Here is a 22,464-nt window from a genome sequence, read left to right on the forward strand (position 1 = left end):
GGGTTCAGCGGGCGACCTGCGGCAGCCAGTCGCGCAAGGCCGCAAGCGTAGCAGCCGGGTCTTCCTCCTGAGGCACATGGCCCAGCTTCGGGAAAACCACCAAGCGGCTGTCGGGGATGGCCTTGTGGAACGCCTGGCCCCAGGCCGGCGGGATCAGCCGGTCCCTGCCACCCCACAGGATCAGCGTGGGCACCTTGATCTCGGGCAGCCGCTCGACCGGGCCGGGCGCGAGCTGCGCCAGGCGCTGCATCAGGGCGACGCGGTTGCCCTCGCGCAGCGTCAGCTCGTAGTAGCGGTCCACCAGCGCGGTGGTCACGCGGCCGGGGTCGCCGTAGACGTCGGTCACGCTGTCCTCGATGGCCCGGCGCGGCAGCACCCAGCGCATGCCTTCGCGCAGCACGGGCGTGCGGGCGATGCGAAAGCCCAGCGGCACGGATTCGGGCACGAAGTCGTGGCCGGCGGCGTCCACCAGCACCAGCCCGGCCACGAGCGCCGGATCGGTCAGCGCCAGTTGCCAGGCGATCTCGCCGCCCAGCGAGTTACCGGCCAGGATGGCGCGGCCCACGCCCAGCCGCGCCAGGAACTGGCGCACGAAGGCGATGTAGCGCGCATCGCTGTAGTCGCCGTCGGCGTTCGGCCCGGTCAGGCCGAAGCCGGGCAGGTCGAAGCTGATGACGCGGCGCGTGCGCGCCAGCTCGGCCGCCCAGCCTTCCCAGGTGTGCAGGCTGGCGCTGGTGCCGTGGATCAGCACCAGCGGCACGGGGTCGCTGCTCGGGCCCTGGTCGCGGTAGTGCACCAGCAGGCCGTCCAGGTCCAGGAAGTCCGACGGCGGCGGCGCCCAGCGCGGCACCAGGCTCTCCAGAGAACGGTCCGGCGCCTTGCTGACCGCAAAGCCCAGCGCCGCCAGCATCAGCAGGATGCCCAGCGCCTTCAACGAAAAATCGCCGAACTTCATTGGCATTGCGGGCCGAGCGCCGGGCCGCTCCCAAGCCGGCCCGTCAGGCGGTGTGCTCGCGGCTCGATGCCGCGAGCATCGCCGTCCCCTCGGGAGACCGACTGGGCGCGCGCGCGTTCAGCGTCGCGAGACTGGGCGAGGGGCAGATTCACGTCGGGCTCAGGTCGGCGTTGACGCCGCGACGGTCGTCGAAGACGAAGCAGTTGCCGTGGTAGTGCCTGCCGCCGGTGTCCTCGAAGTACTTCAGGATGCCGCCGTCCAGCTGCCAGGCGATGAGGCCCTGCTCCTGCAGCACCATGGCCGCCTTTTCGCAGCGGATGCCGCCGGTGCAGTAGCTGACGACCGTCTTGCCGGCGAGCGCGTCGCGGTGGGTGGCCAGTGCGTCCGGGAAGTCGCTGAACTTGTCGAGCCGCCAGTCGATGGCGCCGTCGAAGGCGCCCTGGTCGACCTCGAAGCCGTTGCGCGTGTCCAGCAGGATGACCTCGCGGCCGTCGTCGTCATGGCCCTGGTCCAGCCAGCGCTCCAGCGTGGCCGGCGCCAGCGCGGGCGCACGGGGCGCCTGGTCGGGGCGCACGGCGGGCCGGTTCATGCGGATGATCTCGGCCTTGACCTTGACCTTCAGGCGCTGGAAGGGCTGGACGTCGCTCCAGCTTTCCTTGGGCGTCAGCGTCTCGAACCGCACGTCGGCGCGCACCTCGGCGACCCAGGCGCGCACGGCCTCGGCGGGGCCGGCGAGGAACAGGTTGATGCCTTCCTCGGCGAGCAGCACGGTGCCTTTCAGGCCCAGGGCGTCGGCCCGCGCGTGCAGGCGGTCGCGCAGCGCCGCCGTGTCGGGCAGCGAGACGAACAGGTAGCAGGAGATGTTGAGGATGGTGCCGGACTGCATGAGGCCGCGGATTATCGGGCCGGCTGGATCGGCCCAGGCTGGCGTCGGGCGCATCGGCAACGTCCCACGCTTGGGGAAAGCCCCGGGACGGCCTCCGGCATGACGCCAAGGCCAGCGGTTATCCTGGCTCGCCATGCCGCTGATCCTCGTCGTCGACGACCAACCCGCCAACATCCACGCGCTCTACCAGTTGCTGGTGGAGGAGAGCGAGGTGTCGATGGCCACCAGCGGCGCGGAGGCGCTGGCCTTCTGCGCCCAGCAGCTGCCCGACCTGATCCTGCTCGACGTGCTGATGCCGGAGATGAGCGGCTACGAGGTCTGCGACCGGCTCAAGGCCGACCCGCGCACCCGCGGCATCCCCGTCATCTTCGTGACCGTGCAGGGCGGCCCGGCCGACGAGGCCGAAGGCTTCGCTCATGGCGCCGTGGACTACATTCCCAAGCCCTTCGTCGACGTCGTCGTGAAGGCGCGGGTGCGCACGCAGCTGGCGCTGAAGCTGGCGTCCGAGAGCTTTGCGCGCTCGCAGATCGAGCTCTTCCAGCGCGACAAGCTGGCCTCGGTGGGCCGCACCATCGCCGGCATCGCGCAGGAGCTGAGCTCGCCGCTGGGCAATGCGCTGATCTCGGCCTGCACGCTGCAAGATGACCTGGCCCAGCTGCGCGGCATCGTGCACGGCGGCACGCTCAAGCGCAGCGACCTGGACAAGCACCTGCGCGTCAGCGAGGAGAGCGTGGGCCTGGTGCTGTCCAACCTGCAGCGCACGCTGTCCATCGTCGACGCCTTCCTGCAGTCCACGGCCGACAACTTCGGCGACCAGCGCCGCAGCTTCTCGCTGCTGGAGCTGGTGCACGAGGTCGTCGCCGGGCTGGCGCCGGCGCTGGAGGCGCACCTGGTGCGCTGCGAGCTCGATGCCGACGACGACCTGCACCTGCTGAGCTTTCGCGGCGCGCTGGCCAAGGTGCTGACGACGCTGGTGCAGAACGCCATCAAGCATGCCTACCGCGAGGCCGGCGGCGAGGTCCACATCCGCCTGCGCCCGCTGGGCACGGACCAGCTCACGATCACCGTGCAGGACCACGGCGTGGGCATCCCGCCCGGCATGCTGGGCCGCGTGTTCGACCCGTTCTTCTCGACACGTTTCGGCCCCAACCGCAGCGAACCGGGCCTGTACATCGTGCGCAACCTCGTGACGTTTGCGCTGGGCGGGCAGATCCAGGTCGAATCGACGGCCGGCGTGGGCACCACGGTGCGCCTGACGCTGCCGATGATTTCTCCCGAGGCCCGCCGGGCCGGCTGAACCGATGCGGATGCCGGAGTTCCTGCGGGGCCGGCTCGCGCTGCTGGGCAGCCTGATCGTGCTGCTGGCGCTGGGGCTGGCGGCCTACGTCATGCAGCGGCCGGCCAGCGGCACGCCGCGCGCGCCCATCGTCATCGGCCTGCTGCAAGCCCTGACCGGATCGACGGCCAGGAGCGAGGCGCCGCTGGTGGCGGCCGTCAAGCTCGCCGTGGAGGAGATCAACGCCGGCGGCGGGCTGCTGGGCCAGCGCGTCGAGCTGAAGATTGCCGACACCGCGGGCAACCCGAGCCTGGCGGCCGACGGCGCCGAGCGACTCATCGAAAGCGACCGCGCGGCAGCGCTGTTCGGCTGCTGGTCGTCCACCTGCCGTCAGGTGGTGAAGGCCGTGGTCGAGGCGCGCCGGCACCTGCTGTTCTATCCGCTGGCCTACGAAGGCATGGAGCAGTCGCCCCACATCGTCTACACCGGCCCGACGCCCAACCAGCAGGTGCTGCCGGCCACCGACTGGCTGATGAACGGCTTCGGCAGGCGCATCTACCTGGTCGGCACGGACGGCGCGTACCAGCGCCGCGTGCACGCCGTGCTGCGCGACTTCATCGCGCTCGGCGGCGGCCAGGTGCTCGGTGAGCGCTACGTGCCGCTGGGCGGCGCGGACATGGGCGCCGTCATCGCCGACCTGCACAAGCTGCAGCCCGACGCCGTCATCAGCACCATCAGCGGCGAGAGCAACGGCGCCTTCTTCGATGCGCTGGTGACCCAGGGCGTGGCGCACCTGCCGCTGCTGTCCCTGCGCGCCGCCGAGCCCGAGATGCGCGCCTTCGGCGGCGGCCGGCTGGACCGCCACTTCACGGCCTGGAGCTATCTGCAGTCCTTGCCGGGGCCGGCGAACGAGGCGTTCCTGTCACGGCTGCGGCGCAGCCAGGGCGACGCAGCCCAGGCCAGCGACCCGGCCGTGTCGGCCTACGTCGCCGTGAAGCTCTGGGCTGCCGCGGTGCGCGAGGTGGGCAGCGCGCAGACCGACGTGGTCAACGCCAACGTGGTGGAGCAGGCCGTCACCGGGCCGCAGGGCTTCGTGGCGGTGGACGGCCCGTCGCGCAACCTGTGGCGGCCGCTGCGCATCGCCCAGGTCAGGCCCGACGGCGACTTGGGCGAAGTGCTGCTGCTGCCCCGCCACATCAAGCCCGAGCCCTGGCCGGCCTTCCGCTCCACCGAGCACTGGCTGACCGAACTCGCGCGCGCCGAGGTGACGCCATGAGCGCCGGGTGGCCGAAAAGGGTTCATCCGTGAGCGCCGATGTGCCGGCGGTGGAGTCGACGCGCATGGCCTGGCGCATCGGGCCGGCGCTGCTGCTGGGCTTCATCGTGCTGTCCATGCTGCCGCTGGGCCTGGTGGGCCTGTGGCAGCTCGCGAGCTTCGAGCGCAGCCTGCACGACACAGTGACCGACGGCCTCGTCGCGATCTCGCGCAAGAAGGTGCACGAGATCAACGAATACCTCGGCGAGGTGGAGATCGACGGCCGGCTGGTCGCGCAGTCATCCGACACGCGGGAACTGCTCGCGCAGCGCCGCGACTTGCTTGCGACGCGCGTCTCCCCCGCCAGCCGCGCGTTCTTCGAGCGGCTGTATGACACCGGCAAGTACCTGAACCTGCTGCTGGTGCAGCCCGATGGCCGCATCAGCTTCTCGATGAAGCCGCTGGCCGGCTTGGCACCGGCGCGGCTGGACGGCGCGGCCTTCGAGGGCAGCGAGCTGATGGCGCTGCACCGCCGCGCCCTCGGCCACCTGGACCCGCAGCTGAGTTCGACGCACAGGCACGGCGATGGCGGCCCGCCGACGTTGTTCCTGGCGCACCCCGTCGTCGATGGCGACCGGGTGCTGGGCACCGTGGTGCTGCAGCTGGATCTGTCGCGGCTGGTGCGCGTGGCGACCGAGCGCTCGGGCCTGGCGCTTACGGGCGAGACGGTGCTGGTGCAGCGCGACGGCGGCAAGGCCGTGTTCGTCAACGACGTCAAGCGCTCCCAGCGCCCGGCGTCGGCCCTGAGGGAGGACCTGGCTGCGCCCGAGCCCTCGCCGGCGCTGCGTGGCCTGCGCGGCGAGACTGGCCGTGGCCTGGCACGCGACGACGGCGGCGTGGAGGTGGTGTCGTCCTGGCACTACCTGCCGGCGCTGGACTGGGGCATCGCCGTCAACATCGATGCGGCCGAGGCCTTCGCACCGGCGCGAGCGCTGCGCGACCGGCTGCTGATCGCGCTGGGCCTGGCGCTGCTGCTGGCGCTCGGGCTGGGCCTGCTGATCGGGCGCCGCCTCGTCGAGCCGGTGCAGTTCCTGAGTCGCGCGGTGGCGCGCATCGCCGGTGGCAACCTGGGTGAGCGGGCGCCGGTCTGCGGCTTCAGCGAGCTGCGCGAGCTGGCCCGGGGCTTCAACCACATGACCGAGCAGTTGGTCGTCGAGAAGCAGTTGCTGGAGGCGCGCGTGGAGCAGCGCACGCGCGCGCTGAACGACAGCGAGCAGCGCTTTCGCGGCGTGTTCGAGCGTGCCCAGGTCGGCATCGCCCTGTGTGACGCGCAAGGGCTGATCCTCGACGCCAACACGTCGCTGACGGCCATGCTGTGCCGCGAGGTGGCGGATCTGCGCGGTGCCAAGCTGGCCGATCTGCCGGATTTCCGCCCGGGCCGTCTGGCCGGCGGCGAGCTGGCGCGACTGACCGCCGGGCGGCTGGACCATGTGCGCTTCGAGCGCGGTTTTGCGCTGCCTGGCGGCAGCGAGCTGTTCGTGGACGGCAGCGCCAGCGCCATCCGCGACCGCCGCGGGCGGCTCGTCAACATCGTGCAGATGCTGGTGGACGTGACGGAGCGCCACCGCGCCGAGGTCGAGCTGGTGCGCGCCCGCGTCGCGGCTGAGGCGGCCAGCCAGGCCAAGAGCGACTTCCTGGCCAACATGAGCCACGAGATCCGCACGCCCATGAGCGGTGCCCTGGGCATGCTGAACCTGCTGATGCGCACCGAGTTGCAACCCCGCCAGCACGACTACGCCAGCAAGGCGCGCACGGCGGCGCAGGCGCTGCTGGCCGTCATCAACGACATCCTGGACTTCTCCAAGGTTGAGGCCGGCAAGATGGAGCTGGATCCGCACCGCTTCGCGCTCAGCGACTTCATGCGCGAACTGGCCGTCATCCTGTCGGCCAACGTCGGCCAAAAGGACATCGAGGTGCTGTTCCGGCTGGACCCGCGGCTGCCGCCGGCGCTGGTGGGCGACGCCACGCGGCTGCGCCAGGTGCTGCTGAACCTGGCCGGCAATGCGCTGAAGTTCACCGAGCGCGGCGAGGTCGTGCTGGCGCTGACGATGCTCGGCGGGCCCGCGGGCGCGGCGCGCATCCGCTTCGAGGTCAGCGACACCGGCATCGGCATCGCGGCCGACAAGCTGGAGCACATCTTCGCCGGCTTCAGCCAGGCCGAGCAGTCCACGTCGCGGCGCTACGGCGGCACCGGCCTGGGCCTGGCGATCAGCCGCCGGCTCGTCGCGCTGATGGGCGGCGAGCTGCGCGTGGACAGCCGCCCGGGCGAGGGCAGCCGCTTCCACTTCGAGCTGAGCCTGCCGGCGGCGCCCGCCGAAGCGGACGCGCCGCAGCCGCTGCGGCCCGGCCTGAAGGTGCTCATCGTCGACGACAACCCGATGGCGCGCGAGGTGCTGCACGGCATCGGCGAGAGCCTGGGCTGGGACTGCGACGTGGCCAGCAGCGGCGAGCAGGCGCTGGCGCTGGTGCACGAGGTGGCCGTGCGCGGCGAGCGGCCCGATGTCGCCCCCCAGGGCCAGGCTGCGCCCAGCCCGCACCCCGGGGGGGTGCAGCCATCTCGGGGCGGCCCGTCGATGCCTTACGACCTCATCCTCATGGACTGGCGCATGCCGGGGCTGGACGGCTGGGAGACGTCGCGGCGCATCCGCGACAGCCACGAGTCCGACGCGCCGGTCATCATCATGGTGACGGCGCACGGCCGCGAGCTGCTGGCCGAGCGCAGCGAGCAGGACGTGCAGAGCCTGGGCGGCTATCTCGTCAAGCCGGTGACGGCCTCCATGCTGCACGACGCCGTCGCCGAGGCCACGCGCGGCGGGCCGCCGCTGCGCCGCGCCGAGGTCGGCGAGCCGCGGCTGCCGGGCATGCGGCTGCTGGTCGTCGAGGACAACGCCTTCAACCGCCAGGTGGCGCAGGAGCTGCTGGAGGGCGAGGGCGCCGTCGTCACGCTGGCCAGCGGCGGCGTGGAGGGCGTGCACCTGGCGCTGGTCGCCGAGCGGCCGTTCGATGCCATCCTGATGGACCTGCAGATGCCAGACATCGATGGCTTCGAGGCCACGCAGCGCATCCTGGCGCGCCGCCCGGACGCGCTCGTCATCGCCATGACCGCCAATGCGCTGGACGCCGACCGCCAGGCCTGCCTGGCCGCCGGCATGCGCGACCACATCGCCAAGCCGGTGGACCTGACGCAACTGGTCGACTGTCTGCGCCGCCACGTCGGCGAGGTGGCGGCCTCCGCCGCGCCCGCCGAGTCCGCCGCCACGCCAGCACCACAGGCCCCGCTGCTGGAGCGCGATGCCGCCGTGCAGCGCCTGGGCGGCCGGTTGGCGCTGTACGACAGACTGGTGCGGTCGTTCGCCGACGATGCGCCCGTCGAGATGGCGGCGTTGCGCCAGCACGCCGGCCAAGGCAGCGTGGCCGACACGGTCCGCGTACTGCACACGCTGCGCGGGCTGGCAGGCGCGGTCGGCGCGAGCGCGCTGGCGGCGCTGGCCGGGCACCAGGAGCAGGCCGTGCGCGCCAGCGGCGACCTGTCCGGGCTCGACATCGACGCGCTGCAGGGCCTGCTCGCGACCAGCCTGGCGGCGTTGGGCCAGGACCTGCCGGGCCAGCGCCCCGCGCCGGCCGAGCCCGAGGCGGGCAGCGCGCTGGACGGGCTGCGGCGGCTGCGCGTGCTGCTGGTGGAGCGCAACATGCGTTCGGTGACGGCCTGCGAGCAGATCGCGTCGGCCCATGGCGCCGCGCTGGGGGTGGAATTCGCCGCGTTGTCCGCCGCCGTTGCGCGGCTGGATTTCGCGAAGGCGCTGAAGGCCTGCGACCAGCTGCTGGACCGCCTCAATCCCCGCTGATCCGCACGTCGCTCGCGTCCACGAGGGTCCGCGCCGCGCGTACAATGAGAATCATTCTCATCAATCAAGCTCGATCCTTCGAGCGCCCCGTCATGCCCTTGTCGCCGTCGTCCAGCCTGGCTGCCGCCCCTGCCGGCCAGGCGCTGATCGTCCAGCGGGTCTGTGCCCCCGAGCACGCGCCGGAATGGGCGTCTTGGCTGTCGGACCTCGGCTTCCTGCCGGGCGAGGCCGTGCGCGTGCTGCGCCGCGGCGCCCGGCGCACGGGCAACCTGGTGGTGCGCGTGGGGCAGTCGACGTTCGCGTTGCGCCATGCCGAGGCCGAATGCATCGCCGTGACGCCGCGCACCCATGGCTGAGTCCGTCATCCACGTCCACCCCGGTGGCAAGCTGGTGGCGCTCGTCGGCAACCCGAACTGCGGCAAGACGGCGCTGTTCAACGGCCTGACGGGCAGCCACCAGAAGGTGGCCAACTACGCCGGCGTCACCGTGGAGCGCAAGGAGGGCCGGCTCGTCACCGCGGCCGGCAAGGTGCTGCGGCTGCTGGACCTGCCGGGCACCTACAGCCTGCACCCGCGCTCGCCCGACGAGCGCGTCACCTGCGACGTTCTGGCCGGCCGTGCCCGGGGCGAGAAGACCCCGGACCTGGTCGTCTGCGTGCTGGACGCCACCAACCTGCGCCGCAACCTGCGCCTGCTGCTGGCCGTGCGCCGCCTGGGCCTGCCGGTGGTCGTGGCGCTGAACATGGCCGACCTGGCCGCCCGGCGCGGCATCGTCATCGACCCCGCGGCGCTGGGCCGGGCGCTGGGCCTGACGGTGGTGCGCACCGTGGCCATCCACAAGGAAGGCCTGGACGAGTTGCGCGAGGTGCTGGACCGGCCCGAGGTGTGGGCCTCGGCACCGCTGGAAACGCCCGTGCAGGACGCCGACGACCATGTCGTCGTCAAGCAGCTGCTGACCGGGCTGAACCTGAACGAGGAGCTGCCGCAGCTGCCCAGCGACCGCGTGGACCGCGTGCTGCTGCACCCGGTCTACGGCAGCGTCATCCTGGCCGTGATGCTGTTCTTCCTGTTCCAGGCCGTGTTCTCGTGGGCCGAGGCGCCCAAGGCGTGGATCGAGGCCGGCATGGGCTGGCTGGGCGACATGGTGGGTCACTGGGTGCCCGAGGGCTGGTTCCACAGCCTCATCGTCGACGGCGTCATTGCCGGCGCCGGCGGCGTGCTGGCCTTCCTGCCGCAGATCCTGATCCTGTTCTTCTTCATCCTCATCCTGGAGGAGTCCGGCTACCTGCCGCGCGCCGCGCTGCTGCTGGACCGGCTGATGGGCAACGTGGGCCTGTCGGGCCGCAGCTTCATCCCGCTGCTGTCGAGCTTCGCCTGCGCCATCCCGGGCATCATGGCCACGCGCTCCATCGCCAACCCGCGCGACCGGCTCGTGACCATCATGATCGCGCCGCTGATGACGTGCTCGGCACGCCTGCCGGTGTACGCGCTGCTGATCGGGGCCTTCATCCCGCAGCGCGAGGTGGCCGGCCTGGAGCTGCAGGGGCTGGTGCTGTTCGCGCTGTACCTCGCGGGCATCCTCGGCGCGCTGGCCGTCGCGTGGGTCCTGAAACGCTTCACCGACGCCGGCCGCCTGGTGCGCCCGCTGATGATGGAGCTGCCGAGCTACCACTGGCCGCACCCGCGCAGCATCGCCATCGGCCTGTGGCAGCGCGCCATGATCTTCGTCAAGCGCGTGGGCGGCATCATCCTGGTCTTGACCATCGCGCTGTGGCTGCTGTCCAGCTTCCCCGGCCCGCCGGAAGGCGCCACGGGCGCGCCCATCCAATACAGCATCGCCGGCTGGCTGGGCGCGGGCCTGGCCAAGGTCTTCGCGCCCATCGGCTTCAACTGGCAGATCAGCCTCGCGCTGGTGCCGGGCCTGGCGGCGCGCGAGGTGGCCATCAGTGCGCTGGGCACGGTCTACGCGTTGTCGGCCACCGGTGACGACGCCGCGCAGGCGCTGTCGGGCCTGATCGCGCAGAGCTGGAGCCTGGCGACCGCGCTGTCGCTGCTGGCCTGGTACGTGTTCGCGCCGCAATGCCTGGCCACGCTGGCCGCGGTGAAGCGCGAAACCGGCGGCTACAAGATGCCGCTCATCATGGCCGGCTACCTGTTCGGCCTGGCCTACCTGGCGTCGTTCATCACCTACCGCGTCGCGCTGGCGCTGGGCGCGTGAGGCCGGCGCATTTCGGGCCGAGTGCTGGGCCGCTCCCGAGCCGGCCCGTCAGAGGCTGAGTGCGGCTCCATGCCGCAAACGGCCTCGTCCACGCGGGGGACCGGCTGCGCTCGCCCACGTTCAGCGGGAGCGAGACCGGACGAGGGGCTTCAGGGAATGGGCCGCGTCGGCACGCCCGCGCTGCAGATGTCGGTGTGCGCCGGGCTGTGCACGTACCAGCCGCCGCGGTAGCGGCGCGCGTCCAGCAACTGCTGCCAGGTCGCCGAGCCGGTCTTCAGCACCTGCAGCGCGGGGCGTTCCGCGGCCGGCACTTCGGCCAGCAGCCGCACCCGCTGGATGCCGGTGCGCTGTTCGGGCTTGTCGTAGAAGCCCATCGCCGTCGCGCCGCGGGGCAGGGCGGACAGCAGCTCCATGCCTTTGAGCACGCGCCCGACGACGGTGATGTTCAGGTCCAGCCCGCGCGGCGCATGGCCGATGACGACGTAGAGCTCGGTGCCGTTGCTGGAGTCCACCGCGTCGCCGCGCCCCGCACCCACCATGCCGTAGCAGTGCGCCAGCCAGGCCTTGCCGGTCTTGGGATCGGCCGCGACGGGCATGCCGTCGGCAAAACCGGCGCGCGGCGCCCAGCCGTCCACGTCGGGCAGCCGGACGAAGCCCGCCGTCTTGCCGACCTGGTCCAGCGGCACCGAGAACTCGGCGGGCAGCTTGGCATTCACGCCGGCCGGCAGCGGCCTGGCCTTGGCGGCGTCGTCACCGTCGGGGTCGCCCCACTGCGTGACGAAGTTGTCCTGCACGCGCAGGATGGCCAGCCCGTCCCAATAGCCGCCGCGGGCCAGCGCGCGGATGTTGGCCGCGTGCGCCGGCGCGAAGCGTGGTGCCAGCTCGATGACGACCTGGCCCGTGGCGAGCTCCATCAGCAGCGTGTTGTCCGGGTCCAGCGCGCGCCAGTCGCCGGCGGGGCTGTCCTTGAGCACGTCGGCGGCGGATTTGGCGGATTTGGCGGGTTTGGCGGCCTTGGCCGTCTTCGCGGGGGCAGCGTTGGCCGCGTGGGCGCCCAGGCTGAGGGCCAGCGCCGCGAGGCAGGCGAGCGGGGTGAGGGTCGGTGTCATGGCGGGGCAGCTTAGCCGGCTTCCTACAATGCCGCGATGCCTGTCTCCCCCGATACCGACCTGTCCGCACTGCCCTTCGTCCACCTGCGCATGCACACCGAGTTCTCGGTCGTGGACGGCACGCTGCGCACCGACGACGCCGCCGACGCGGCCGCATCGGACGGTCAGGTGGCAGCCGCCATCACCGACCTGGCCAACCTGTTCGGCGGCATCAAGTTCTACAGCGCGATGCGCAAGAAGGGCGTGCAGCCCATCCTCGGCGCGGACTGCTGGCTGGAGACGGACGCCACGGACAAGCCGCCCACCCGGCTGCTGCTGCTGGTGCAGAACAGCCAGGGCTACCTGAACCTCAGCGAGCTGCTGTCGCGCGCGTGGATTGACAACGTGCAGCGCAACCAGGCCTGTCTGAAGTGGGAATGGCTGGCGGAGCTGGGCGAGGGGCTGATCTGCCTGTCGGGCGCGCAGCATGGCGCGGTCGGCATCGCGCTGATGCAGGGCGACAAGGCACGGGCACGGGATGCCGCGCTGCGCTATGCCCAGACCTTCCCGGGGCGCTTCTACATCGAGCTGCAGCGCGCCGGCCTGCCCGGCCAGGAGGCGCTGGTGCAGGCCAGCGTGCCGCTCGCCGCCGAGCTGGGCCTGCCGGTGGTGGCCACGCACCCCATCCAGTTCCTCGCCGAGGAAGACTTCGAGGCGCACGAGGCGCGCGTCTGCGTGGCCGAGGGCGAGACGCTGGCCAACCCCAAGCGCATCAAGCGCTTCCTGCCCAGCCAGTATTTCAAGACGCAGGCGCAGATGCGCGAGCTGTTCAAGGACATCCCCAGCGCCATCCGGAACACGGTCGAGATCGCGCGGCGCTGTTCGCTGACGCTGGTGCTGGGCAAGCCGCAGCTGCCCAACTTCCCGACGCCGTTGATGGACGACGGCACGCCCATGCCCATGGACCGCTACTTCCGCGAGCTGAGCCACGAGGGGCTGGTGGGGCGGCTGGCGCACCTGTTCCCCAACGAAGCCGAGCGCGAGAAGGAGCGGCCACGCTATGTGGAACGGCTGGAGTTCGAGCTGAACACCATCATCAAGATGGGCTTCCCCGGCTACTTCCTCATCGTGTCGGACTTCATCCGCTGGGCCAAGGCCAATGGCTGCCCGGTGGGCCCGGGCCGGGGCTCGGGTGCGGGCTCGCTGGTGGCCTATGCGCTGCTCATCACGGACCTGGACCCGCTCAAGTACAACCTGCTGTTCGAGCGCTTCCTGAACCCGGAGCGGGTCTCCATGCCCGACTTCGACATCGATTTCTGCCAGGGCAACCGCGACCGCGTCATCGACTACGTCAAGGACAAGTACGGCCGGCCGGCGGTCAGCCAGATTGCGACGTTCGGCACCATGGCCGCAAAAGCGGCCTTGAGGGACATCGGCCGAGTTTTGGGCATGGGCTTCGGCCATGTGGACAGCATCGCCAAGCTGATCCCGGCGCCGCCGGGCAAGACGGTGACGCTGGCCAGGCTGCCGCCCAACTTCGACCCCGACAAGGCCAAGATGATCTACGCGCGCCACGAGGCGCCGGAGCTGGAGGAGCGCGAGAAGAGCGACGAAGAGGTGGCCGAGCTGCTGAAGCTGGCTGCCAAGGTCGAGGGCATGGTGCGCAACATCGGCATGCATGCCGGCGGCGTGCTGATCGCGCCGGGCAAGATCACCGACTTCTGCCCGCAATACCAGCAGCCCGGCTCCAACTCGGCCGTCAGCCAGTTCGACAAGGACGACGTGGAGGCCATCGGCCTGGTGAAGTTCGACTTCCTGGGCCTGGCCACGCTGACCATCCTGGAGCTGGCCAAGGACTTCATCGTCGCCCGCTACCCGGACCGCGCCGGCTTCGACTGGGCCAACGTGCCGCTGGTCGACAAGAAGGTGTTCGACCTGTTCGGCAAGGGCTTGTCCGAGAGCGTGTTCCAGTTCGAATCGCCCGGCATGCAGCGCCTGTTGAAGGACGCCAAGCCCTCGCGCTTCGAGGACCTGATCGCGCTGGTGTCGCTGTACCGCCCGGGCCCGATGGACCTGATCCCGTCGTTCGTCGCGCGCAAGCACGGCAAGGAAGTCATCGAGTACCCGCACCCGCTGCTGGGCCAGGTGCTGGAGGAGACCTACGGCGTCTTCGTCTACCAGGAGCAGGTGATGCAGGCGGCCCAGGTGCTGGGTGGCTACAGCCTGGGCGGCGCCGACATGCTGCGCCGCGCGATGGGCAAGAAGAAGGCCGAGGAGATGGCCATGCACCGCGAGATCTTCCGCAAGGGCGCCGCGGAGAAGGCCATCGACCAGGCCAAGGCCGACGAGGTCTTCGACCTGATGGAGAAGTTCGCAGGCTACGGCTTCAACAAGTCGCACGCCGCGGCGTACGCGCTGCTGAGCTACCACACGGCCTGGCTCAAGACGCACTTCACGGCCGAGTTCTACGCCGCGAACATGACCATCGAAATGGACGACACCGACAAGCTCAAGGTGTTGCTCAACGACGCCAAGATCTTCGGCATCGAGTTCCAGTCGCCCTGCGTCAACAAGGGCGTCTACCGCTTCGAGCCCATCACCAACCGCCTCGTCAACTACGGCCTGGGCGCCGTCAAGGGCACGGGCCGCGGCGCCATCGAGGCGATCATCGCGGCGCGCGAATCCGGCGGACCGTTCCTGAGCTTCTACGACTTCTGCCTGCGCGTGGACCGCAAGGCCGTCAACAAGCGGGCGGTAGAGGCGCTCATCAAGGCCGGCGCCTTCGACAGCATCAACCCCGAGCGCGCCAGGCTGCTGGCCAGCGTCGCGCGCGGCTACACGCATGCCGAGACGCAGGAGGCCAACGCCGACCAGGGCGGCCTGTTCGACTTCGGCGACTCGCATGCCGCTTCGCACGTCGAGCCCGACCTCGTCGACGCGCCGGTGTGGAGCATCAAGGAGCGGCTGTCGCTGGAGAAGACGGCCATCGGCTTCTACCTGTCGGGCCACCTGTTCGACCAGAGCGGTGCGGAGGTGCGGCGCATCGTCAAGCGCCAGGTCGCCGACCTCGTGGACAGCCGCGAGCCGACGCTGGTGGCCGGCATCGTGTCGGACCTGCGCGTCATCAACGGCCAGCGCGGCCGCGTGGCCATCTTCAAGATCGACGACAAGAGCGATGCCATCGAGGCCGTGGCCAACGAGGAGCTGCTGAACGCGAACAAGGAGCTGCTGGCCGAGGACGAACTCGTCATCGCCCAGGGGAAGGTGCAGAACGACCGCTTCTCCGGTGGGCTGCGCATGAACGTGCAGGCCCTGTGGAGCCTGCCCGCCGCGCGTGCCAAGTTCGGCCGGCATCTGCTGCTCGGCAACGCCGGTGCGGCGGGCCTGCTGCACGAGCTGGTGCAGCGCTTCCCGCCACGCCAGGTCCAGACCGAGGAAGGCCTGGCGCGGCCGCAAGGCCTGGCCGTGCGCGTCGCCCTGCGCGCCGAGCCCGAAGGCGAGCGCGTGGGCGCGCGCTGGGCCATGGACCTGGGCGAAGCCAGCCGCTTCTGGCCCGCGGACGAGGCGCTTGCCAAATTGGGCACGGCCGCTGAGGTCATCTACGAGGGCTGAAGCACGTCCGCATCGGCGATGATTTCGCCTTGATGCTGCAAGCCGTGCCCAAGCCTTCAATGCCGTTGACGGTATCGAACCGCGCGCCGCCCGTCACGGGACTGATCCTGACGGGCGGCGGCGCGCGTGCGGCCTACCAGGTGGGCGTGCTCGCGGCCATCGCGCAGTTGCGCCGCGACGCGGGTGCCACGCAGTCCAACCCCTTCCCCGTCATCAGCGGCACATCGGCCGGCGCGATCAATGCCGCCACGCTGGCCTGCCACGCCGACGACTTCGACGGTGCGGTGGACGGCCTGCTGCACCTGTGGCAAGGGCTGCACGTGGAGGACATCTACCGTGCCGATGCCTTCCAGGCCGTGAAGAGCGGCGCGCGCTGGCTCAGCATGCTGAGCCTGGGCTGGGCCCTCGCGCGCTGGACGCGCACCCGGCCGCGCAGCCTGCTGGACAACATGCCGCTGCGTGAGCTGCTGATGCGCTACCTGGACATGGGGCGCATCGACACCATGCTCGACGGCGCCCATCTGCGCGCGCTGGCGCTGACCGGTTCCAGCTACACCTCCGGCCAGCACGTCACGTTCTTCCAGACCCGCCACCACATCGTGCCCTGGCTGCGCGAGCAGCGCATGGCCGTGCAGACCCAGCTTACGCAGGCGCACCTGATGGCGTCGTCGGCGATCCCGTTCATCTTCCCGGCCGAGAAGCTGGATTTCGACGGCTCGCGTGAGTGGTTCGGTGACGGTTCCATGCGCCAGAGCGCGCCGATCTCGCCGGCGGTGCACCTGGGTGCCGAGCGCGTGCTGGTCATCGGCGCCGGTCGCATGAAGGAGCCCGAGGGCCGGCGGCTGGCGTCGGCGCAGGACCATCCCAGCATGGCGCAGATCGCCGGCCACGCGCTGTCCAACATCTTCCTGGACGCGCTGGCTGTGGACGTGGAGCGGCTGCGCCGCATCAACCGCACGCTGGCGCTGCTGCCGCGGGAAGCGCGGGCGGCGACGGCGCTGCGCCCCATCGACCTGCTCGTCATCGCGCCCAGCCGGCGGCTGGACGACCTGGCCGGCGAGCACCAGGCCAGCCTGCCGCCATCGGTGCGCGCGATGCTGCGCGCCGTCGGCGTCAGCGGCAAGGGCCAGGCCACCAGCGGCGCGGCGCTGGTGAGCTACCTGCTGTTCGAGCCCAGCTTCGTCGGCGAGCTGATCAACCTGGGCATGAGCGACACGCTGGCCAAGCGCGCCGAGGTGCAGCGCTTCTTCGGCTGGCCGGCCAAGGCGCCGCAGATCGACCCGGCCTTGCTGCGCAAGGGGCGCTCGGCGGGTTTCGCCGCCAGCGCGTGACGGGTCAGCGGGACTAGACGCCCGCCACCGGGAACGGCTGCGCGCCGACGCGCAGGCCGGCGGCCGACAGCTTGCGGGCCGTGGCGGCCTTCACGCCCGGCACGCGGCGCATCAGGTCGGCCCAGTCGCTGAACGGCCGCGCGGCCAGCAGGCGCTGCACCAGCGCCGGACCCAGGCCGGGCAAGGATTCGAGCTGCGCACGCGTGGCCGTGTTGGCGTCCACCTCGGCCTGCGCCTGGGCCAGTGCCAAGGCCGGCAGCGCCGCCCACAGCAGCCCCGCCCGCAGCCCATCCCGCCGTCGCATCAGCCTTCGCCCGCCTGTGCCCGCACCATGGCCGCGTAGGCGCCGTCACGCGCCAGCAGCTGCGCATGCGTGCCGGTCTCGACGAGCTTGCCGGCGCCCAGCACGTGGATGGCGTCGGCATCGCGGATGGTGGACAGGCGGTGCGCGATGACGATCAGCGTCTTGCGGCCCGTCCAGGCCTGCAGTGCCTGCTGCACGGCACGCTCGCTCTCGGTGTCCAGGGCCGAGGTGGCCTCGTCGAAGATCCAGATCGGCGCTTCCTTGTACAGCGCCCGCGCGATCGCCAGCCGCTGGCGCTGGCCGCCGGACAGCTTGCTGCCATTGGCGCCGACATGGGTCTGCACGCCCTCGGGCAGCGTCTGCACGAAGTCCCACAGGTGGGCGGCGCGCAGCGCCGCTTCGAGCCGTGCCTCGTCGCGCGGCTGGGAATAGGCGATGTTGTTGGCGACCGAGTCGTCGAACAGCACGATGTCCTGCGACACGACGGCGAACTGGCGGCGCAGCGACGCGCGTGTCAGCTCGTCGATGCTGACGCCGTCCAGTTCGATGCGTCCCGAGTCCGGGCGGCCGAAACCCAGCAGCAGGTGGATGATGGAACTCTTGCCGGCGCCCGAGGCGCCCACCAGCGCCGTCGTGCGGCCGGCGGGGAAGGCCAGGCTCAGGCCGTCCAGCGCCGGGACGGACGCGCCGGGATAGGTCAGGTGCACGTCGGCCATGACGATGTCGCCGCGCGCCGGGGCGCCGAGTTCGCGCGAGCCGGTGTCGACCTCCTTGGGCGCATCCATCAGCTCGAAGCAGCCGCGTGCGATGACGGCGGCGCGTGTCAGCGGCGCCGCCAGGTCGGTGAGGTGGCGCAGCCGCGACGTCAGCAGCAGCAGCGCGGTGACGAACTCGAAGAAGGCCTGCGCGCTGGTGCCCGTGGAGCGCGCCTGCCACAGCGCCACGCAGATGATGAAGGACAGCCCGACGCTGGCCACCAGCTGCGACAGCGGCTGCGCCAGCGCGCCGGCCGTGACGGACTTCAGCGTGTTGCGCCGCACCTCGTGCGACACCGCCTGGAAGCGCTCGCGCTCGTAGTCGCCCGCGCCGAACTGGCGCACGACGCGCCAGGCACGGGCGATGTCGTCCACCTTGTTGATCAGCACCAGCTGCGAGTCGTAGGAGCGCGAGGCCATCAGCCGCATGCGCTGGTTGACCTTCTTCATGACGAAGGCCATCAGCGGCGTGACGATGAGGCTGAGCAGCGTCAGCTGCCAGTTCAGGTAAAACAGGAAGAACAGCATCGCGATCGCCGGCAGGCCGTCGCGCAGCAGGCTGATGCCCACGTCGGCGACAAGCTGCAGGATCTGCTGCGGGTCGTTGACGATCTTGCTGACCGCGGTGCCGGTCTGCATGCGCGTGTGCACCTGCGCGTCCAGCCGCAGCAGTGCGTTCAGCAGCGCCGCGCGGAAGTCCATCACGCTGCGCGTCAGCGTCCAGTTGAACAGGTACTGGCCCGCGAACGAGAACACGCCGCGGATCAGGTACAGGCCGATCAGCACCACCGGGATCATCCACAGCGGGAAGGCGTCCTTCGTGAAACCCTCGCCGAAGGCGTAGCCGATCAGCTTGGGCAGCATGGGCTCCGTGGCCGCGGCACCGATGTAGGCCAGCACGGTCAGAACGACACCCCAGCGGTGCGGGTGAACGAAAGGGTAGAGCCGCTTCAGGGGCAGCGGCGCATTCGGGTCGGAAGACATGGGGCGTGATTGTCGTTCGTGTTTTCGGCGGTGCCTGCCGTGGTGCGGCCCGTCCCCGCGTCATGAGACATTGCGCTGCGACAGTGGCTGTTTTGAGGGCGGCCCGCAGGTGTCGCCACCCTAGAATTGCCGCCGCCAAAGCTTGCGCCGCCCGATGCCCCTGACACCGTTTTCGCCTGTGCCTGCGAGCCCCGTGCTGCAGACTGGAACGCCGCCCGGCACCGAGCCCTCCATGGGCGTGGACACGCGCCCGCGCACCGCAGTGATGCTTCAGTGGGTCGGCATGGGCGACCTGGTCTGGCACGTCCCGTACTTCCGGCGAGTGGCGCTGACCAGCTTCGGGGGGCAGGCCTCGCTGATTGCCTCGCCCACCGTCTTTGCGCAGCAACTGGTGGGTCATGAGCCCTGGGTCGGCGACATCATCGACTTCGACCGCCATCCGCGCCGCCACGAGGGCCGCCAGGGGCGCCACCGCGGCGTGCTGGGGCTGTTTCGCATGGGATTCGAGCTGCGCGAGAAACGGTTCGACCGCATCGTGCTGTTCACCAACTACACGAACCGCTCGCTGGTGGCCGTGGCCGCTCAGATTCCCGAGCGGCTGGGTTACGGCACCCGCTGGCTGCAGCGTCGGCTGCTGACGCACGGCCCGTGGATCGAGCGCTACACCGGCCCCGCCGTCGGCGCCTACGAAGACGCGACGATGTTCGCCATCGCCCACGGCTGGTGCGACGCCCCCATCGTGCCCAACCTCGTCGTGCGCGCGGAGGCGCTGGCGCGCGTGCGGGCGCGCGTGCAAGGCCTGCCGCAGCCGCTGCATGCGCTGTGCATCGGCTCGTCGGAACCGTACAAGCAGTGGGGCACCGGCAACTTCACGGCGCTGGCCGCCGAGCTGGCCCGCGCCGGCCATGGCGTGCTGCTGATCGCCGGCCCGGCGGAGCGCGAGATGGCCCAGGCCATCCTGCGGGGCGTGGAGCCGGCCTTGCGCGCGCGCATCCTCGACGCCACCGACGGCTCGGTGTCGGACACCGTGGCCGCGATGTCGCTGATGCGCACCTGCCTGGGCAACGACACGGGCGGTGTGCAGATCGCCGCTGCCGTCGGCACGCCGACCTGGGTCATGCTAGGCCCGCGCCCACGGCTGGAGCACGATCCCGGCAAGCTGCACATGCTGACGGCGCCCAGCCTCGCCGACATCCAGCCCGGCGACGTCGCCCGCATCGCACTCGCGCAGGCATGAGCGGCATCGACACCCGCCCGCTGACGGCGGTGCAGCTGCAGCTCAATGGGATGGGCGACCTCGTCTGGCATGCGCAGTACTTCCGCTGTGTGGCCGAGCACAGCCGCGACGGCCAGATCAGCCTCGTTGCCGCGCCGACGACGATGGCGCGCGAGCTGATCGGCCACGAGCCCTGGGTGCGCGAGGTCATCGATTTCGACCGCCGGCCGCGCCGCAGCGAGCGCCGCAAGGGCCGGCACAGCGGCCTGTTCGGCCTGCTGCGCTTTGGCGCGGAGCTGGCGCCCAAGCGCTTCGACCGCATGGTGCTGTTCTCCGACCACCCGGGCCGCGCCATCATCGTCTGCTGGCGTGCCGGCATCCGCACCATCCTCGGCTTTGGCGACACCTGGCTGCAGCGCCTGTTGCTGACCCAGTCGCCATGGATCAGCCGCTATCGTGGCCCCGCCGTGGCCGGCTACAAGGACGCGACCAACTTCGCCATCGCCCAAGGCTTCTGCAGCGCGCCCATCGTGCCGCGCCTGAGCGTGCGGCCCGACGCACTGGCGCGGATGCGTGAGCGCTTGGCACCGATGTCCCGGCCGCTGCACGCGTTGGCCATCGGCGCGTCCGAGCCGTACAAGCAGTGGGGCGAGAGCCATTTCGTCGAGCTGGCGAACCGGCTGACCGCGCGCGGCCACGGCGTGCTGCTGCTGGCCGGGCCGGCGGAGGCGGCGCTGGCGCAGGCCATCCAGTCGCGCGTTGAGCCGGCCTTGCGTGGGCAGGTGGCGGTGATGACGGACTGCACGGTGGCCGAGAGCGTCGCGGCACTGTCGCTGGTGCAATCCTGCATCGGCAACGACACCGGCGCCGTCCAGTTTGCTGCCGCGGTGGGCACGCCGACCTTCGTCGTGCTCGGCCCGCGCCCGCCGCTGGAGCACGACCCCGAGCACGTGCACCTGCTGCAGGCCGCCCAGCTGGCGGACATCAGCGCGGCAGACGTCGAGGCCCGCCTGTCAGCCGTGCTCGGCTAGCACTTCCCGCCACACCGCCAGCGTGCCGCGCGCAGTGGCTTCCCAGGTGCGCGTGCGGGCGTAGGCGAGGGCGGCCGTGCGTTGCGCTTGTGGCATGGAGACCGCAGCCGCGATGCCGGCGGCCAGCGCGTCCACGTCTTCCGGGTTGGCGATGACGGCATGGCCGGCGGCGGCCTCGGGGCAACTGCCGCGGTCGCTGGTGAGTACGGGCGTGCCGCTGGCCATCGCTTCGAGCACGGGCAGGCCGTAGCCTTCGTACAGCGAGGGGAACAGGTAAGCCGCGGCACCGGCGTACAGCGCGGGGAGGTCGGCGTCGCTCACGAACCCGATCGCAAGCACATGGGCGGATACGCCCAGCGAGGCGGCGTGTGCAGCCAGAGCAGCCTGCGCCTCAGGCGTGTGCTGGCCGCAGACGACCAGCGCAAAGTCCTGGCCGAACCGGCCTGCTGCGAAGGCCTGGACGACGCGCTCCAGGTTCTTGTTGGGCGTGGCGCCGATGAACAGCAGGTAAGGGCGTTCCAGGTTCAGCCGCAAGCGCACTGCGTCGATTTGGTCGGGGTCATGGGGCCGGAAGAGCGGCGACACGCCGGGATACACGACCGTGAACCGCGCAGGATCGCCGCCCACGAAGTGCAGGAAGTCCTGGCGCGTGTTCTCGCTGACGCAGATCAGCCGCGCGCAGGTGTCGCGCAGGTGCTCGTAGTGGCGCAGCTTGTGCAGGCGCTTCTTCTCGCTGGGCTGGTTGATGTCGAGCGCCGCGTAGAGGTCGTGCACGGTGGCGACGACGGGCACGCGCCAGGGCGGCTGGCGCTCGTCGGGCACGTGCATCAGCGCGCAGTCCGGCCGCGGCAGCGGCCACACCGGGCCCCACCAGCAGGCGCTGGACAGGCGGGGGCCGTGGGCCAGCCGCTCGCGCAGCGGCCAGCGCGACCGCTTGCACATCTGCAGCAGGTTGAACTCCTGCTCGGATGGCACGTCCAGCACCGACAAGGCCTCGATGAGCTGGCGCGTGTAGCGGCCGATGCCGGTGCTGCGCTCGTCGGTGAGGTTGGTGGCCTCGATGGCGAAGACGGGGGGGCGGGTCATGTCAGGCGATGCCCAGCGCGTCCAGCGCCTGTGGCAGGTCGGGGTGGTCCACCGGCGACGCGCCGGGCTGACCATTCTTCGCGAGCCGCAGGCACCGCCCCACGCCGGCGGCGCGGCCGGCTTCGATGTCCGACGCCTTGTCGCCGAACATCAGCGAGGCAGCGAGGTCGATGCCCAAGGCCCGGGCGCTGCGCAGGATCATGCCGGGCGCGGGTTTGCGGCAGTCGCAGTCCAGCGCGTAGCGGGGCAGCTGCGCGTCGGGCAGGTGAGGGCAGTACTCGATGGCGTCCAGCGTGACGCCCTGCCGGCGCAGGTGCTCGCGCAGCGCGTCGTGCAGGCGCTGCACCGCGGCTTCGTCGTAGTAGCCGCGCGCCACGCCAGACTGGTTGGTCACGATGACCAGCGCGTAGCCCGCGGCCTGCAGGCGGCGCAGCGCATCCACAGCACCGGGCACGAAGGCGAAGTCCTCCCAGCGCACCACATAGCCGTGGTCGATGTTGATGACGCCGTCGCGGTCCAGGAAGGCCGCCTTGCGCCCGGGGCTCTGCGTGTCGGCTGGCATGT

The 22,464-nt window shown here is 71.1% G+C and carries 16 protein-coding genes; 9 read left to right on the forward strand and 7 right to left on the reverse strand.

The annotated features are described in order from the left end of the window. Positions 1-4: 4 nt before the first annotated feature. Together ACO07H_RS12360 and ACO07H_RS12365 are read right to left on the reverse strand one after the other, a co-directional pair. Positions 5-955 (reverse strand): alpha/beta fold hydrolase, encoded by a 951-nt coding sequence (locus ACO07H_RS12360; protein WP_422014511.1) that lies wholly within the window; start codon positions 953-955, stop codon positions 5-7. Between the two features lie 148 nt (positions 956-1,103). Beyond that, on the reverse strand, positions 1,104-1,841 hold the full coding sequence (locus ACO07H_RS12365) for a sulfurtransferase (RefSeq protein WP_422014513.1): 738 nt from the start codon (positions 1,839-1,841) through the stop codon (positions 1,104-1,106). Positions 1,842-1,974: 133 nt separating this feature from the next. Here ACO07H_RS12365 and ACO07H_RS12370 point away from each other — a divergent pair, with 133 nt between their 5' ends. From ACO07H_RS12370 to feoB, 5 genes are all read left to right on the forward strand, one after another. Then, positions 1,975-3,138 carry an ATP-binding protein gene (locus ACO07H_RS12370; protein WP_422014515.1) on the forward strand — a complete coding sequence of 388 codons (1,164 nt, stop codon included), beginning with the start codon at positions 1,975-1,977 and terminating at the stop codon, positions 3,136-3,138. A gap of 10 nt (positions 3,139-3,148) precedes the next feature. Then, positions 3,149-4,393 (forward strand): urea ABC transporter substrate-binding protein, encoded by a 1,245-nt coding sequence (locus tag ACO07H_RS12375; RefSeq protein WP_422014517.1) that lies wholly within the window; start codon positions 3,149-3,151, stop codon positions 4,391-4,393. A gap of 28 nt (positions 4,394-4,421) precedes the next feature. Further along, positions 4,422-8,276, forward strand: coding sequence for a response regulator (locus ACO07H_RS12380; RefSeq protein ID WP_422014519.1), 3,855 nt, complete (start codon positions 4,422-4,424; stop codon positions 8,274-8,276). 92 nt (positions 8,277-8,368) lie between these two features. After that, entirely contained in the window at positions 8,369-8,632 is a 264-nt protein-coding gene (locus ACO07H_RS12385; protein ID WP_422014521.1) for a FeoA family protein, read from the forward strand. After that, positions 8,625-10,493, forward strand: coding sequence for a ferrous iron transporter B (gene feoB, locus ACO07H_RS12390; protein WP_422014523.1), 1,869 nt, complete (start codon positions 8,625-8,627; stop codon positions 10,491-10,493). The genes ACO07H_RS12385 and feoB overlap by 8 nt, the downstream gene beginning before the upstream one ends. A gap of 149 nt (positions 10,494-10,642) precedes the next feature. Here the strand turns inward: feoB and ACO07H_RS12395 are convergent, their stop codons facing one another. Then, a complete protein-coding gene (locus ACO07H_RS12395) occupies positions 10,643-11,602 on the reverse strand; it encodes a peptidylprolyl isomerase (RefSeq protein ID WP_422014525.1) in 960 nt (319 codons plus the stop codon). Between the two features lie 36 nt (positions 11,603-11,638). Between ACO07H_RS12395 and dnaE the strand changes: the two genes are divergently transcribed. Next, on the forward strand, positions 11,639-15,193 hold the full coding sequence (dnaE, locus tag ACO07H_RS12400) for a DNA polymerase III subunit alpha (protein ID WP_422014527.1): 3,555 nt from the start codon (positions 11,639-11,641) through the stop codon (positions 15,191-15,193). Positions 15,194-15,225: 32 nt separating this feature from the next. After that, complete coding sequence (locus ACO07H_RS12405; protein ID WP_422018633.1) at positions 15,226-16,524, forward strand: patatin-like phospholipase family protein; 1,299 nt, start codon at positions 15,226-15,228, stop codon at positions 16,522-16,524. 13 nt (positions 16,525-16,537) lie between these two features. Here the strand turns inward: ACO07H_RS12405 and ACO07H_RS12410 are convergent, their stop codons facing one another. Both ACO07H_RS12410 and msbA read right to left on the reverse strand, forming a co-directional pair. Further along, positions 16,538-16,828 carry a ComEA family DNA-binding protein gene (locus ACO07H_RS12410; protein WP_422014529.1) on the reverse strand — a complete coding sequence of 97 codons (291 nt, stop codon included), beginning with the start codon at positions 16,826-16,828 and terminating at the stop codon, positions 16,538-16,540. Continuing rightward, a complete protein-coding gene (gene msbA, locus ACO07H_RS12415; protein WP_422014531.1) occupies positions 16,828-18,567 on the reverse strand; it encodes a lipid A export permease/ATP-binding protein MsbA in 1,740 nt (579 codons plus the stop codon). The genes ACO07H_RS12410 and msbA overlap by 1 nt, the downstream gene beginning before the upstream one ends. Before the next feature lie 193 nt (positions 18,568-18,760). Here msbA and ACO07H_RS12420 point away from each other — a divergent pair, with 193 nt between their 5' ends. Together ACO07H_RS12420 and ACO07H_RS12425 are read left to right on the forward strand one after the other, a co-directional pair. Then, positions 18,761-19,804, forward strand: coding sequence for a glycosyltransferase family 9 protein (locus ACO07H_RS12420; protein WP_422014533.1), 1,044 nt, complete (start codon positions 18,761-18,763; stop codon positions 19,802-19,804). Continuing rightward, positions 19,801-20,814, forward strand: coding sequence for a glycosyltransferase family 9 protein (locus ACO07H_RS12425; RefSeq protein WP_422014535.1), 1,014 nt, complete (start codon positions 19,801-19,803; stop codon positions 20,812-20,814). The genes ACO07H_RS12420 and ACO07H_RS12425 overlap by 4 nt, the downstream gene beginning before the upstream one ends. On the opposite strand, the gene ACO07H_RS12430 is transcribed toward ACO07H_RS12425, so the two are convergent. Together ACO07H_RS12430 and gmhB are read right to left on the reverse strand one after the other, a co-directional pair. Continuing rightward, a complete protein-coding gene (locus ACO07H_RS12430; protein ID WP_422014537.1) occupies positions 20,797-21,900 on the reverse strand; it encodes a glycosyltransferase family 4 protein in 1,104 nt (367 codons plus the stop codon). The genes ACO07H_RS12425 and ACO07H_RS12430 overlap by 18 nt on opposite strands. Position 21,901: 1 nt before the next feature. Next, positions 21,902-22,462, reverse strand: coding sequence for a D-glycero-beta-D-manno-heptose 1,7-bisphosphate 7-phosphatase (gene gmhB, locus ACO07H_RS12435; protein ID WP_422014539.1), 561 nt, complete (start codon positions 22,460-22,462; stop codon positions 21,902-21,904). Positions 22,463-22,464: the final 2 nt, after the last annotated feature.

Origin of the sequence: Roseateles sp. (assembly GCF_965229315.1) — a bacterium.
In the GTDB taxonomy this organism is placed as follows: Bacteria; Pseudomonadota; Gammaproteobacteria; order Burkholderiales; family Burkholderiaceae_C; genus Pelomonas.

Excerpts from the sequence above, each read along its gene's own strand:
- ACO07H_RS12360 (WP_422014511.1), bottom strand. The coding sequence starts at position 955 with ATGAAGTTCGGCGATTTTTCGTTGAAGGCGCTGGGCATCCTGCTGATG.
- ACO07H_RS12365 (WP_422014513.1), bottom strand. The coding sequence starts at position 1,841 with ATGCAGTCCGGCACCATCCTCAACATCTCCTGCTACCTGTTCGTCTCG.
- ACO07H_RS12370 (WP_422014515.1), top strand. The coding sequence starts at position 1,975 with ATGCCGCTGATCCTCGTCGTCGACGACCAACCCGCCAACATCCACGCG.
- ACO07H_RS12375 (WP_422014517.1), top strand. The coding sequence starts at position 3,149 with ATGCCGGAGTTCCTGCGGGGCCGGCTCGCGCTGCTGGGCAGCCTGATC.
- ACO07H_RS12385 (WP_422014521.1), top strand. The coding sequence starts at position 8,369 with ATGCCCTTGTCGCCGTCGTCCAGCCTGGCTGCCGCCCCTGCCGGCCAG.
- feoB (WP_422014523.1), top strand. The coding sequence starts at position 8,625 with ATGGCTGAGTCCGTCATCCACGTCCACCCCGGTGGCAAGCTGGTGGCG.
- ACO07H_RS12395 (WP_422014525.1), bottom strand. The coding sequence starts at position 11,602 with ATGACACCGACCCTCACCCCGCTCGCCTGCCTCGCGGCGCTGGCCCTC.
- dnaE (WP_422014527.1), top strand. The coding sequence starts at position 11,639 with ATGCCTGTCTCCCCCGATACCGACCTGTCCGCACTGCCCTTCGTCCAC.
- ACO07H_RS12405 (WP_422018633.1), top strand. The coding sequence starts at position 15,226 with ATGCTGCAAGCCGTGCCCAAGCCTTCAATGCCGTTGACGGTATCGAAC.
- ACO07H_RS12410 (WP_422014529.1), bottom strand. The coding sequence starts at position 16,828 with ATGCGACGGCGGGATGGGCTGCGGGCGGGGCTGCTGTGGGCGGCGCTG.
- msbA (WP_422014531.1), bottom strand. The coding sequence starts at position 18,567 with ATGTCTTCCGACCCGAATGCGCCGCTGCCCCTGAAGCGGCTCTACCCT.
- ACO07H_RS12425 (WP_422014535.1), top strand. The coding sequence starts at position 19,801 with ATGAGCGGCATCGACACCCGCCCGCTGACGGCGGTGCAGCTGCAGCTC.
- ACO07H_RS12430 (WP_422014537.1), bottom strand. The coding sequence starts at position 21,900 with ATGACCCGCCCCCCCGTCTTCGCCATCGAGGCCACCAACCTCACCGAC.
- gmhB (WP_422014539.1), bottom strand. The coding sequence starts at position 22,462 with ATGCCAGCCGACACGCAGAGCCCCGGGCGCAAGGCGGCCTTCCTGGAC.